The organism is Centipeda sp. (in: firmicutes) (genome assembly GCF_057271695.1).
In genome coordinates this window covers 1-14209 of record NZ_DBHIVL010000010.1, presented here as the reverse complement: position 1 = coordinate 14209, position 14209 = coordinate 1, and the positions used below count along the sequence as shown (strand labels likewise).

Annotated in this window: 11 protein-coding genes; all 11 read left to right on the top strand. The window is 51.4% G+C overall.

The genetic code is table 11. The features are described from left to right. The first annotated feature begins 37 nt into the window (after positions 1–37). The 11 genes from rpsO to ACO6BQ_RS02915 all read left to right on the top strand — a co-directional run bounded on the left by rpsO (position 38) and on the right by ACO6BQ_RS02915 (position 14155). Positions 38–304: a 30S ribosomal protein S15 gene (gene rpsO, locus ACO6BQ_RS02965; protein ID WP_006306336.1), complete on the top strand. Its 267-nt coding sequence runs from the start codon at positions 38–40 to the stop codon at positions 302–304. A gap of 129 nt (positions 305–433) precedes the next feature. Then, positions 434–2503 carry a polyribonucleotide nucleotidyltransferase gene (locus tag ACO6BQ_RS02960; RefSeq protein WP_489119440.1) on the top strand — a complete coding sequence of 690 codons (2070 nt, stop codon included), beginning with the start codon at positions 434–436 and terminating at the stop codon, positions 2501–2503. Continuing rightward, positions 2503–3072: a cob(I)yrinic acid a,c-diamide adenosyltransferase gene (locus tag ACO6BQ_RS02955; protein ID WP_489119439.1), complete on the top strand. Its 570-nt coding sequence runs from the start codon at positions 2503–2505 to the stop codon at positions 3070–3072. The genes ACO6BQ_RS02960 and ACO6BQ_RS02955 overlap by 1 nt, the downstream gene beginning before the upstream one ends. Positions 3073–3085: 13 nt before the next feature. Further along, a complete protein-coding gene (locus tag ACO6BQ_RS02950; protein ID WP_489119464.1) occupies positions 3086–4327 on the top strand; it encodes an adenosylhomocysteinase in 1242 nt (413 codons plus the stop codon). 11 nt (positions 4328–4338) lie between these two features. Further along, positions 4339–5616, top strand: coding sequence for an amidohydrolase (locus ACO6BQ_RS02945; RefSeq protein ID WP_489119438.1), 1278 nt, complete (start codon positions 4339–4341; stop codon positions 5614–5616). Positions 5617–5692: 76 nt separating this feature from the next. Then, a complete protein-coding gene (locus ACO6BQ_RS02940) occupies positions 5693–8284 on the top strand; it encodes a DNA translocase FtsK (protein WP_489119437.1) in 2592 nt (863 codons plus the stop codon). A gap of 133 nt (positions 8285–8417) precedes the next feature. Then, on the top strand, positions 8418–11039 hold the full coding sequence (alaS, locus tag ACO6BQ_RS02935; RefSeq protein WP_489119463.1) for an alanine--tRNA ligase: 2622 nt from the start codon (positions 8418–8420) through the stop codon (positions 11037–11039). A gap of 56 nt (positions 11040–11095) precedes the next feature. Continuing rightward, positions 11096–12031 carry an HlyD family secretion protein gene (locus ACO6BQ_RS02930; protein WP_489119436.1) on the top strand — a complete coding sequence of 312 codons (936 nt, stop codon included), beginning with the start codon at positions 11096–11098 and terminating at the stop codon, positions 12029–12031. A 96-nt stretch (positions 12032–12127) separates the two neighbouring features. Continuing rightward, complete coding sequence (locus ACO6BQ_RS02925) at positions 12128–12454, top strand: YerC/YecD family TrpR-related protein (protein WP_489119435.1); 327 nt, start codon at positions 12128–12130, stop codon at positions 12452–12454. After that, a complete protein-coding gene (gene hisZ, locus ACO6BQ_RS02920; RefSeq protein ID WP_489119434.1) occupies positions 12444–13622 on the top strand; it encodes an ATP phosphoribosyltransferase regulatory subunit in 1179 nt (392 codons plus the stop codon). Before ACO6BQ_RS02925 ends, hisZ begins: the two co-directional genes overlap by 11 nt. Continuing rightward, positions 13619–14155, top strand: a complete 537-nt coding sequence (locus ACO6BQ_RS02915; RefSeq protein WP_489119433.1) for a phosphohydrolase — start codon at positions 13619–13621, stop codon at positions 14153–14155. Before hisZ ends, ACO6BQ_RS02915 begins: the two co-directional genes overlap by 4 nt. Positions 14156–14209: the final 54 nt, after the last annotated feature.

The window sequence follows — 14209 nt, the reverse complement described above, 5'->3', positions numbered from 1 at the left end:
CTTGGTCAGTGGTGAAAAATTATGAGGAGGATTTAATATGCTCACCCAGGAAAAGAAACAGGAAATCATCAAGGAACATGCTGTACATGAGGGAGATACAGGATCCCCCGAGGTGCAGATTGCTGTTCTAACGGCACGCATCCAGTACCTGACGGAACATCTGAAGGAACACAAAAAAGATCATCACTCACGCCGTGGGCTTTTGAAGATGGTTGGTCATCGCCGTCGCCTTCTGAGCTATCTGTATCAGACGGATATTGAGCGCTATCGCTCGATCATTACGAAGCTCAACCTGCGTAAGTAATATTTCAGGACAAAGAGTAAGAGCGGGGGCTTCCCCGCTTTTTTGCTATCGGGACAAGGATTCTATGATATTTTGTCGAATGCTTTTGTTATATGGAACGATTTAAGAAACGAATCTAGGAGGATTTGTATGCAATGCTTTGAGATTGATCTGGGCGGACGAAAACTTACCATAGAACAGGGAAAGATGGCAAAGCAGGCGAACGGTGCTGTCTTGGTTCGCTATGGCGACACCGTTGTCTTGGTGACGGCAACTGCTTCGAGTGCACCGCGCGAGGGAGTCGATTTCTTCCCGCTGACGGTGGACTATGAAGAGAAGATGTATGCGGCAGGAAAGATTCCCGGCGGCTTTATCAAGCGTGAGGGGCGTCCGAGTAACGATGCCGTCCTCTGTGCGCGTCTCATCGATCGCCCCATTCGTCCTCTTTTTCCCGATGGCTTTCGGAACGATGTCCAGATTGTTGCGACAGTCTTGTGCGTGGAACAGGACAATCCTCCGGAAATTGCCGCGATGATCGGTGCTTCCTGTGCGCTGACGGTATCGGACATTCCTTTCATGGGACCGATTGCGGGCGTTCGCGTCGGCTATGTTGATGGCGCGTTTGTCATCAACCCGACGGAGGAGCAGCGTGCTGTTTCGGAGCTAAATCTCACTGTAGCCGGCTCTCATGATGCCGTGATGATGGTAGAAGCAGGCGCTAATGAACTTTCCGAAGAAGTCGTTCTCGACGCGATCCTCTTCGGTCATGCTGAGATTCGTCGCCTTGTCGAGTTTCAGAACGATATTCGGAGTTCCTGTGGAAAAGAAAAGATCGTTCCTGCAATTTTCGCTGTTTCCGAGGAACTGGAGTCCAAGGTACGTGCATATGCACAGGAGCGTCTTGATGCCGCAACGCGCAACAGTGACAAGCTCATGCGTGATGCTGATATCGCAGCGATTAAGGCGGAGACGGTCGAGCATTTCATTGAGGAGTATCCGGAAGCGGCAAAGGAAATCTCGCAGATCCTCTACAAGATCGAAAAGGGCATTGTCCGTCATATGATTACGCACGAGAAGATCCGTCCGGACGGACGTGCGCTGGACGAGGTGCGCCCTGTCAGCTGCGAGGTCGGCATCCTGCCGCGTACGCACGGCTCGGGGCTCTTCACCAGAGGACAGACGCAGGTGCTTACCGTCACGACGCTTGGCTCCATTGGAGATGAGCAGATCATTGACGGTCTGGGCCCTGAGACAACGAAGCACTATCTGCATCACTATAACTTCCCAGGGTACAGCGTTGGTGAGGCGCGTCCCATGCGAAGCCCCGGACGGCGTGAGATCGGGCACGGAGCACTCGCGGAGCGTGCTCTCTTTCCGATGATTCCATCGATCGAGGACTTCCCCTATACGATCCGTCTCGTCTCGGAGATCCTCGAATCGAACGGCTCGAGCTCTATGGGGAGCGTCTGCGGGAGCACGCTGTCGCTTATGTGTGCTGGCGTTCCGATCAAGCGGCCTGTGTCCGGCGTTGCAATGGGACTCGTGCGCGATGGCGATGACTATTCCATCCTGACGGATATTCAGGGGATGGAGGATGCGCTCGGCGATATGGACTTTAAGGTCGCCGGAACGACCAAGGGGATTACGGCAATTCAGATGGACATCAAGATTGCTGGAATCACGCGAGATATTCTCGCATCCGCTTTGGCTCAAGCAAAGCAGGGACGTGCGTTCATCCTTGAGAAAATGCTTGCGTGCATTGACAAGCCGGCAGCAGAGCTCTCCCCCTATGCACCGCGTGTGGAAGTCATTACCATTGACATTGATAAGATTCGCGATGTCATTGGAACGGGCGGCAAGGTTGTCCGTAAGATCATTGATGAAACCGGTGTGGATGTCGATATTCACGAGGATGGAAATATTTTCATCACATCTCCGAATATGGATGCGATGGATCGCGCCCGCAAGATGATCGAAGACATTGTGCGCGAGGTCGAGGTGGGAGAGGTCTATACGGGGCGTGTTACACGTTTCCTGAAGTTCGGTGCCTTCGTTGAACTTCTGCCCGGCAAGGAAGGGCTTTGCCACATCTCACAGCTCGCAAAACACCGCGTGGAAAGTGTCGAGGATGTTGTCAAGATCGGCGACCAGCTTGAGGTCAAGGTCATTGAGATTGACGATAAGGGGCGTATCAACGTCAGCCACAAGGCTCTTCTCTGATGATTCAGGTCTACACCGGAAACGGCAAGGGAAAGACAACAGCGGCAATTGGTCTTGCCATACGTGCTCTCGGGGCAGGACGACATGTCTTCATGATGCAGTTTATGAAGAGCCTTGCGTATAGCGAGCAGGACGTCTTGCGTGAACTGCCCAATATGACACTCGAAACCAGCGGAAAACCCTTCTTTATTGCAGAAGAGGGAATGATGGATGAAAAAGCGCGGGAACAGCTTGGCGATGATGTCGTTATCTTTCCAAAAGGGCATCCGCCTGCCGATTACGTTTCCTTGCTTACCGCCGGTTTCCATCGAGTGATAGATGTCATTGCCAGGCACGAGGCAGATGTCGTCATCTTGGATGAGGTTAATATTGCTCTGTCTTTTGAGCTCTTGCAGAGGCAGCAGACGGAGCAGCTTCTACAAGTCCTGCCTGCTGAAACAGAACTTGTATGTACCGGCAGAAATGCGCCTGAATGGCTGCTTGACCGCGCCGATTTGATTACGGAAATGCGGGAAGTGCGCCACTATTACGAGCGGGGTGTTTCTGCACGAAAAGGAATTGAAAATTGAAGGGGGACGTATGATGGAGTCGATGATTCGGGATATTGCACTCGCACCGTCCGGTCACGCAAAGATTGATTGGGTGAAGCGGTTTATGCCGGTAATGGCGGCAGCCGATAAGGAGTATTCGGTCACGAAGCCGTTTGCCGGCATCAAGATGGTCATTACCCTGCATCTTGAAGCCAAGACCGCCTATATGGCGACGATCTTCAAGCATGCCGGCGCAGAGGTTGCCGTTACGGGCAGCAATCCGCTGTCCACGCAGGACGATGTTGCAGCTGCGCTTGTCGAGGAGGGCATTCACGTCTTTGCATGGCATGGCTGCACGGAGGAAGAGTATTCCGTATTCCTCAATAAGGCACTCGATATCAAGCCGGACATCGTCATTGATGACGGCGGCGATCTGGTCGATATGCTCCATACGACGCGGCGTGATCTTCTCCCCGGACTCATTGGTGGCTCGGAGGAGACGACGACGGGCGTGCATCGCCTAAAGGCGTTGGAACGTCAGGGCAAGCTTGAGTTCCCGATGATTGCGGCAAATGACGCATACTGCAAGTATCTCTTTGACAACCGCTATGGGACGGGGCAGTCCACATGGGACGGCATCATGCGCACGACGAACCTCGTCATAGCGGGGAAGACGGTCGTTATCGCAGGATATGGATGGTGCGGCAAGGGCGGAGCGATGCGTGCACGCGGACTCGGCGCAAATGTCATCATCACGGAAGTCGATCCCATCAAGGCGATTGAGGCGGTCTTTGACGGTTTCTATGTCATGCCGATGGACGAGGCGGCAAAGGTGGGTGATATTTTCCTGACGCTTACGGGCAATAAGGACATCCTCTGCAAGCGTCACTTCGACGTGATGAAGGACGGAGCTATGATGGCGAACTCCGGACACTTCGATGTTGAGATCAACATTCCGGAGCTGACCGAGGGCTCGGCATCCAATAAAGTCGTACGCGAGAATATCAGGGAGTTCGTCCAACCGGATGGGCGCCGACTCTATCTCTTGGCAGAGGGGCGACTGGTCAACCTCGCAGCGGGAGATGGGCATCCTGCAGAGATCATGGATCTCTCCTTTGGTGTACAGTTCTTCTCTGCTCTTCATCTGGTGCGGCATGGAAAAGAAATGAAGAAGGGCGTTCATCTGATGCCGGATGAGATCAACGTTGAGATCGCAAATATCAAGTTGAATTCTCTTGGTGTCACCATCGATGAACTCAGCGCGGATCAAAAAGAATACCTTGGACTGGCATAGGAGAGACTGTATTGAATACACTGATCAAAAATGCCACTGTGCTTTTGCCTGACGGGACAACTCCGGTTGCCAACATTGCCGTTACCGATGATCGGATTGCGGCCGTGGGAGACGTTCCAGAGAGCTTCCAAGCGGATAAGGTTATTGATGGGACACAGCATTTTGCAATTCCCGGATTTGTCAATGCGCATACACACGCGTCCATGACGCTCCTGCGCAGCTATGCGGACGATATGAAGCTGATGGATTGGCTGGAGCAGATGATTTGGCCAATCGAAGCAAAGCTGCGTTCAGATGATATCTACTGGGGTGCAATGCTTGCGGCAGTCGAAATGATCCGCAGTGGTACGACGGCGTTTGCCGATATGTACGGACCAGATATGGAGCGCGTTGCCGAGGTCGTTGAGGTCTCAGGTCTGCGCGGTGTGCTCTCACGTGGTCTTATCGGTGTTGCGCCCGACAGTGACAAGAAGCTGGAGGAGAATGCTGCACTCTATGAGAACTATCATGGAGCGGCACAGGGGCGCATTACCGTTATGTTTGGCCCCCACGCTCTCTATACCTGTCCGCCGGACTACCTGAAAAAGATTGCTGCTAAGGCACAGGCACTTGGTGCTGAGGTTCATATCCATATGTCGGAGACCGTGGGTGAGATCGAGAACTGTCTCAAGGAATATGGCAAGCGGCCGTTTGCCCATGTCGCTTCGACAGGTATGTTTGAGAACGGAACGCTTGCGGCGCACTGTGTGCATCTGGATGATGAGGATATCGATATCATCAAGAAGTACCGAATCCGTGTTGCACATAATCCCGGCAGCAATATGAAGCTCGCCAGCGGAACAGCCCCCGTACCTCGTTTGTTGGAAGAGGGCATCTGTGTTGCGCTCGGTACAGATGGGGCATCCAGCAACAATAATCTGGATATGCTGGACGAAGTACAGTTAACAGCTCTGATGCACAAGGTGCATACGCTTGATCCGCTTGCCGTTCCTGCGCTCACTGCGGTCAAGATGGGGACGGAGTACGGTGCACAGGCACTTTCCCTCTACGATGTTGGTCGTCTGCAGGCGGGGGATAAGGCGGATATCGTACTTTTCTCCATGCACGGGGCGGCATGGACGCCGTGCCACAATCCCGTGTCACTCCTCGCATATTCTGCAAAATCCTCGTCCGTTGACACAGTGATGGTGGATGGAAAACTCCTCATGGAGAATGGTGCACTCACGACTTTGGATGAAGAGCGCATCCTGTTTGAAGCACAAAAAGTTGCAGATCGCCTGACAAAATAGTATACTGATGTACCGTAGACAAAGGTGATTTCATTTGCTATGCCTCCGCCCTCCTAGGGCGGGGGCATAATGTGATATGGAGGGATTGTTGTTGGGCAAGAAAAGTTCTGGCCGACGAACGTCGCGGTCTGTTTCCACCAAACGGAGGAGTACGGCGCCGAACGGATCAGGACGGAAATATGAACTCATTGGTCTTATCCTTCTTGCGTTTGCTCTGATTTCAGGGGTTGGGATTCTCGGACTGAATGTTGGTTTTGTCGGATTCTTTTTCGCGGACTTCTTTCGCTATCTCTTTGGTTGGGGTGCACCATTCGCTCTTTTGATCATCGCCCTCATAAGCCTGCAGTACATCATACATCATCGCGGGCTGCTCTATACAAAAAAATTCTTTGGTGTCATCGGCTTGTTCATTTCACTTCTTGCCGTATGGCATCACGTTGTTGTTCCTGTTGACGAGGAGATTCTCCCGCAGAATCTTGCAGATGGCGGGGGATTGATTGGCGGTGGGGTTCTCTTCCTGCTTCGCACCTGCTTTGGTGTGGATGGTGCAATTATTTTGCTGAGTACCATCATTGTCGGATCGGTTCTTTTGGCTACGACATGGTCGCTTGCCTCCGGCTATATGAAAACGAAAGAACAGGCAAAAAAAGGGGCAAATGCAGCGGGGGCAGCCCTCCAAACGACGCGCGAAAAGGTGAGCGTGGCGGCAGAGAAAATCGAAACGAAAACATCGGCGATTGTCCATGATACGCTGTCCGCCGTTCCGTATAATCAGGCAAACGATCCCATGTTTGCAGAGGAACACAAAGAACCTGACCATCCGGCCGTGGAAGAGAGCATGGAAACACCATCGCTTGAACCGGAAGCACAATCCGTTCCCCATGAAGAAAATGAGGTACATGAAGCAGAGCCTGTGCACGTGCATGATGCGCTTGTTACGACCGCAGAGTCAATTCCTATAGAGGAAGAGCAGGAAGATCCCACGCCATTTCTCTTTGACTATGAACGGGAAATTGAAACACAGGATGATGCGCCTGTTATGCCTGTGGAGTCGCCTCCTGTCAACATGGATGAGAGTGTGTCACAGGAGGAAGAGGATGCCGATGAGACTGCGGAGTATGCGGATGTTTCCGCCATTTCTTCGGAAGACGTGGTTGTTCCACCAAATTCCCCGCTTCCCACACCTCCAGCCACTGTCATCGCTGATGAGACGGGGGAGCGCCCTTATGAACTTCCCAAAGTCACGCATATTCTTTCCAAACACATCAAGAAAGAGAATGATACGCTGGCACAGGAAATCAAGGAAAATGCACAGGTTTTACAGCATACCCTTGAGAGCTTTCATGTGAATGCAAAGGTTGTCAGTTTCTGTCATGGTCCTGCAGTAACACGATATGACCTTGAACCTGCACCCGGGGTTAAGGTCAGCAAGATCACAAATCTTGCCGAGGACATTGCACTCCAGCTTGCTACCTCCTCGGTTCGTATTGAGCCGGTTCCGGGCAAGGCGGCCATCGGCATTGAGATCCCAAATCGCACACTGGAAAGCGTTCAGCTTCGTGAGGTTTTGGAGAATCCACAGTTTCAGGAGGCATCATCTAAACTTACGGTTGGTCTTGGTATGGACATCAGCGGACAAGCCATTTTTGCCGATATCGGAAAAATGCCGCATCTCTTGGTTGCAGGGGCAACAGGCTCGGGAAAATCCGTCTGCATCAACACCTTGATTTCGAGCATCCTGTTTAAGGCAACCCCCGATGAAGTAAAGCTCATCCTGATCGATCCGAAGATGGTGGAACTCTCAAATTATAATGGGATTCCACATCTCATGGTTCCCGTTGTGACCGATCCGAAAAAAGCGTCCTCTGTCCTGAATTGGGCGGTACAGGAGATGGAAAAACGCTATTCGATCTTCGCAAATCACGGTGTTCGCGATATCAAGTCCTTCAACCGTCGTTATGCGGAGGAAAAGCTCCCGCTTATCGTCATTGTCATTGACGAGTTGGCGGATCTGATGATGGTATCGCCAAAGGACGTGGAGGATGCCATTTGCCGTATCCTGCAAAAAGCACGTGCAGCGGGCATTCACATGATACTTGCAACGCAGCGTCCATCGGTCAATGTCATCACAGGGATTATCAAGGCAAATCTTCCGTCGCGCATTTCGTTTGCGGTTTCGTCTCAGGTAGATTCGCGCACAATCTTGGACCGCGGCGGGGCAGAGACTCTTCTTGGAAAGGGAGATATGCTTTTCTCTCCGCAGGGCGCACCTAAGCCGATTCGCGTGCAGGGCGCATTCATCAGCGATGAAGAAGTCGAAATGCTGTTGGACTTCATTCGCGCACAGGGACAGGAGATCAGCGAGAATGAGGAACTGATCGATTTTATGGAGAGTGAGGCGGCGGAAGACGAAAGTGCAGACGCAGACGAGGTTTCTGTACGGTATGATGAACTTCTTCCCAATGCGATAGAACTCGTCATGTCTACGGGTCAAGCATCTTCATCCAATATTCAGCGCAGGCTCGGTGTTGGCTATACGAGAGCGGCACGTCTGGTCGATACAATGGAGGAACTGCGGATCATCGGTCCCAGTGCCGGCGGCAATAAGCCGCGGGAAATTCTTATGACATCAGAACAGGCAAAAGAACTGGTAAAAAGTCTCATGTGATGTGGGGCAGCGTATCATGTATACTGGTTTCTGATGCTTGGATTTCTATATTTTTTCTTGATTTTATGCTATACTTACGCACACTCAAGTTCTTGATGAACATGATTTTAGGAGGGCGATTACGTTGAAGTACATGACCGGAAATGAACTGCGTGAAGCATATTTGCAGTACTTTGCAGAAAAAAAAGGACACCTTCGCTTGCCTAGTTACTCCCTTGTGCCGGAAAACGACCCTACACTTCTTTTGATTGGGGCTGGTATGGCACCCCTGAAGCCTTTTTTTACTGGTAAGGTGAAACCTCCACTCCCTCGTATTACAACCTGCCAGCGTTCTGTTCGTACAGGAGATATTGAGAATGTCGGACGTACCGCACGTCATCAGACGTTTTTTGAGATGCTTGGAAACTTTTCCTTCGGTGATTACTTCAAGAAGGAGGCAATTCCGTGGGCATGGGAATTCCTGACAGAGGTTATTGAACTTCCAAAAGATAAACTCTGGGTTTCCATCTATCCAGAGGATGATGAGGCGCGCTCCATCTGGCTCTCAGAGACGGATGTGCTGCCGGAACATATCGTCGCCTTGGAGGACAATTTCTGGGAGATCGGTTCTGGTCCCTGCGGACCGGATTCTGAGATCTATATCGATCTCGGCGAGGAGCGTGGCTGTGGTGAACCAACCTGTGGGGTTGGCTGTGACTGTGACCGCTTCCTCGAGATCTGGAATCTCGTGTTTACGCAGTATGATCGTACAGAGGAGGGGGAGTACAACCTCCTTGCACACAAGAACATTGATACGGGCTGTGGCTTAGAGCGGCTTGCCTCGGTCGTTCAGAACAAGAGAACGAACTTTGAGACGGATCTCCTCTATCCGATCATCGAATATACGTCTAAAATTGCAGACGTGCCCTATGGAGCAGATCCGAAAAAGGATATTTCGCTCAAAGTCATTGCAGACCATGCGCGCTCTGTTGCTATCATGATTATGGATGGCATTCTGCCGTCGAACGAGGGGCGCGGCTATGTTCTGCGCCGTACACTGCGCCGTGCGATTCGTCACGGACGTATGCTTGGGATCACAAAGCCATTCCTTGACGGCACTGTAGATGCAGTCGTTGAGATTTTCCGTGATGCAAAGGATTTCAGCGAACTCCTGACAAAACAGGATTATATCAAACGCGTAATTCGAGTGGAAGAGGATCGGTTTGCCTCTACGCTGGCGCAGGGGATTGAGCTTTTGAATGAAGAAATCACCCGTTTGAAGGATGCGCATGAGACGGTTCTGCACGGTGAGGTTGGTTTCAAGCTCTATGATACCTATGGATTTCCACGGGAACTCACCGAGGAGATTCTTCACGAACATGGAATCACCTTGGATGATGAGGGCTTTCACTGTGAGATGGAGAAGCAGCGCACACGGGCACGCAGTGCACGCGGAGAAAATCAGGCGGTTGCTGTTCCGGATCTCTCGAGCATCGATACCGGAAGCCTTACAGAGGATGCCACGGCCACGAGTGCTGTAGTTGTTGCGATCTGGCGTGAGGGTGAACTTGTTGATTCGCTGCACGATGGTGAGAGTGCCGGCATTATCCTGAGCACGACGCCGTTTCATGCAGAAGGCGGCGGACAGGTCGGCGATGAAGGTGTCCTTCGCAGTGAACTGGGATACCTCTCCGTCAGCAATACGAAGAGACTTCCTGATGGAACGGTCTATCACCTTGCCTATGTCGAAGAGGGGCAGATACAGTGTGGCGACACCGTAGAGATTGGACTTGATACGAAGAAAAAACTCTCGTCCGCTCGTAACCACACGGCGACGCATCTCCTGCACGCAGCTCTTCAGCGCGTTGTCGGCGATCATGTTCAGCAAGCGGGCTCTCTTGTCACACCGGAACGACTGCGTTTTGACTTCACGAATTTTGAGCCTGTGAGCGAGCAGCAGCTGCGCGATGTTGAGGAGCTGGTCAACGAGGAGATTCTGCGGTCAACCGATCTTCATATCTCCATGATGCCGATTGATGAGGCGAAGGCACTGGGGGCTATGGCACTCTTTGGAGAGAAGTACGGCGATATCGTTCGTGTGGTTCGTGTTGCGGACTTCAGTATTGAGCTTTGCGGCGGTTCTCATGTGACAAATACAGGGCAGCTTGGCCTGTTCAAGATTGTCAGTGAGTCGGGTGTCGCTGCGGGGGTGCGCCGCATAGAGGCGATTACCGGGCGTGCTGCATGTGCATATGCGGCAGAGATGGCAAGGACTGTTCAGGAACTTTCGCATAAACTGAAGGCGAGACCCGAGGAACTTTGTGCTCAGGTTGATAAGTTTATGAGTGAGCGCAAGAGCATGCAGGAACAGCTGCGCAGTTTTGCTGAATTCCGTGATAAGGCAGATGCACAGAAACTGCTTATGGGGGTTCAAGAGATTGGGAACTTCCATGTAGTCCTTGGGAAAGCCAATGTGGACGCGATGGATGAACTTCGTAACATTGCAGATTTGACGTGTGAGAAACTTGAGACAGGCATTGTCGTCCTTGGAGCTGTTATTGACGATAAGGTCAGCCTTGTCGTCAAGGCGGATAAGGATGCTGTAAAACGTGGGGCTCATGCGGGCAATATCATTAAGGCTGCTGCAAAAGCGGTCGGCGGCGGGGGCGGCGGACGTCCCGATATGGCACAGGCGGGCGGCAAGAATCCAGAAAAACTCCCGCAGGCATTTGAAGAGGCGATTGCTGTGATCCGTCAGCAGGTCTCAGCCGAATAAAGGAATTGGTCTATGGCTGTCACTGGTTGACAGCCATATTTTTTAGAAGGGGTTTCATGGAAAATGACATCACCGAGCTGCTAAAAAAGCGAGTGTACCTATTCCTTATCGTTCTGCTGCTTATCGTCTTCTGTGCGTCGTTTATCCTGCTGCATCAACGAGGCGGATCGAATGAGTTCACGTTGTCCAATGCGCACCTCGTCTATGAACAAAGTGAGTTGCAGGCGGCGAATACGTCCATCGTTCAAGAGCTCCATATTGCGGAGGGCGACCATGTAACAGCAGGGGTGCTCCTTGTCACGGTACAGAGTGTGTTTTCGGATGAAGAGCTCACCCGATTGCAAAAGAATGTCGAGCTTGCACAAAGGAATGTCGAACAGATTCGATACGGCGCAGTTGCGGTATCTCAGAATCCCCGCGCATCCTCCGAAGGGCTGGATGCCGCACGAATGCGTATGGAGCGTATGAACGAACTCTATGAGATGGGGGCAGTCAGTGCAGCCAAAAGGAATGAGGCGGCTGCGGCATATGAGCAGGAAAAGAACGCGCTGACGATGGGAAGTGGACAAATGGCCGTACCGAATGCCGTGGCACTCAAGGCAGCAGAGGAGCAGCTGAAAAAGGCGGAGGAGACCCTAGCAAAAGCGCGCGATCATGCGGGGACAACAGGGCTCTTTGCTGTGCGAGAAAGTGTGGTTTCGAAGATCCACGTAAAAAAAGGGGACCTTATCGACAGTGGAGCTTCGATTCTCACACTCGATCTTGTGGAGAGCTGCTGGATTGAAGCCGAGATTTCTGTAGAGGATATGAATAGGATCTATCCGGGGCAGATTGTCCGATATCAACTGAGCGGTCGGCCTGCTGAGGCTACCGTTGAAGAAATTACAGATTCTGACACGGAGCCTGAAGACAAAAAAATTGTTCGCATATCTGTGCCGCATGATCGAATTACAGGGCATGAGGAAAACATTACACTCCATTTTCTGCCTTGAAAGAGCATGCGACTGAACTTTTCGGGCATCTTATTCTGTGCTATACTGTGAACGAATAGCAAGGCAAGATGGGGCACTCATGAGAGGAATCTGCATATGGTAAATGAAAAATTGAGAGATGATCTGACCGATCAGCTGTGTCGTGCAATCCTTTCATTGGATACAATGGAGGAATGCTATCAATTCTTTGAAGACATCTGTACGATAGGAGAGCTTCGTGCCATGACACAGCGTCTGGACGTTGCCCGTATGCTGCACGAGGGAAAGACTTACGACGATATCGTTGCACATACCGGTGCCAGCACTGCGACCATTAGCCGTGTCAAACGCTGTCTGAACTACGGTGCGGATGGATACACCCTCGTGCTGGAAAAAGGCATTTCTACGACGGATATTCATAAGGAGAAGAGCGATGAATTCTGAACAATTGATTTTAGAGACACCATATGGCACGCGCGATCTTCTTCCTGCAGATGCGGCGGCAATGCGCCATATGGAGAATATGTTGTCCTCCTTGTTCCTATGCTGGGGATATCATGAGGTTGTGACACCGACGATTGAACACTTGGAAACGCTTGCTCCACGAATGCAGGATGAGAACTCTCTTTTCATGTTGCTCGGCAACAAAAATAAGCTTCTTGCGCTTCGCAACGAAATGACGACACCGATTGCACGCCTTGTCAGCAGCCGTCTGAAGGATGATCCAAGACCGTTGAAGTTATCCTATATTGGCAATGTGTTCCGTATGGAGCAGACCCAGATGGGGCGACAGTGCGAATTTCATCAGGCAGGAGTCGAACTGATGGGGAGTGACAGCCCTGCTTCGGATGCAGAAATTATCGCGCTTGCAATCGAAGCAATTTTGAAGTCCGGAATCAAGGACTTTCAGATCCATATGGGGCAGATTGCCTTTCTCGATGCTGTCTTGTCCTATTTTGAGATTGAGGATGTGCAAAGAAAGGCGCTGAAGTCTGCAATCGAATGTCACGATATTGTGCTCATGGATCGAATCGTTGATGCATTGCCGCTCTCTGAACAGGATAAGCTGGCGATCAAACAGCTTCCTCTTCTGAACGGGAAAGAGGATCTCCTGCAAAAACTTTATGACTTCCCGCGCAGTGAGCAAAGTCACTCTGCCATTGACAATTTAGAAGAGATATATCGAATTTTGAAATCCTACGGATTCTCGGACTACGTCCGTTTTGATTTGGGCATCATTCGCGATTTCAACTATTATACGGGGATGGTTTTTGAGGGATACGCACCCGGGTTGGGATTCCCTCTCTGCGGAGGCGGACGATACGACCGCCTTTTGACAGAGTATGGACATCCCATGCCGGCAACGGGATTTGCACTCGGGATCGAGCGGCTTTTATTGACGCTTGAACGCCAGGGGGGGCGCGTACCGTCTCCATCCAAGAATTTCTATGTTGGGTATGGGGAATCATCCATCGGCAGCGCGATTCAGCGGGCATCTGAATTGCGTCATGCAGGCAATACCGTAGAGCTCGGTCTTCGCTCGCAGTCCTATGAGGAAGCGGAATCTTCGTGTGTGGAGCGCGGATGTGAGCAGCTTGAGTATTTTGAATGAAACAGCGTGTAAGGCAGTTCCTGCGGGCATTGTTCGGTCGCTTGGATGCGGAAGGACATACGTTCATCAAATCCTATTTGAGTGCAGCAGAGCAAAAACTGTTCTACGCAATGCACGAAGCGGATCAGTACCATGCCTTTCGCGTCGCTCTTACGGCAAAAAGAATCTATCTTCAGCAAGGATATTCGGATTCAGATGTGTATATCCTGCTGATACGATGCGCATTGCTTCACGATATCGGTCGTATCAAAGGGATGGCAGATATCTGGGGCAAGGTATTCGCCGTTCTTGCAGATCGGTTTTTTCCTTTTGCATCCCCTTATTTCCTACGGTGCAAGGATTCCCATGATGTGTGTGGACGCATAGGGATGGCACTCTATGTCCATATTGCCCATCCCTATATCGGAGCAGCGGCACTGCGTGAGATCGGAGATATCCGTGAGGCGGCAATTGTTGAGCAGCATCAAAAAAAAGCAGCACCGGAGGATTCTCCGGTGCTGTCCATATTAAAGCTGGCGGATGCACAGAATTGAGGAAGCACTGATAAATTCAGCCACGCCATCTTGACGCATCTTTTTTGCCCGCAC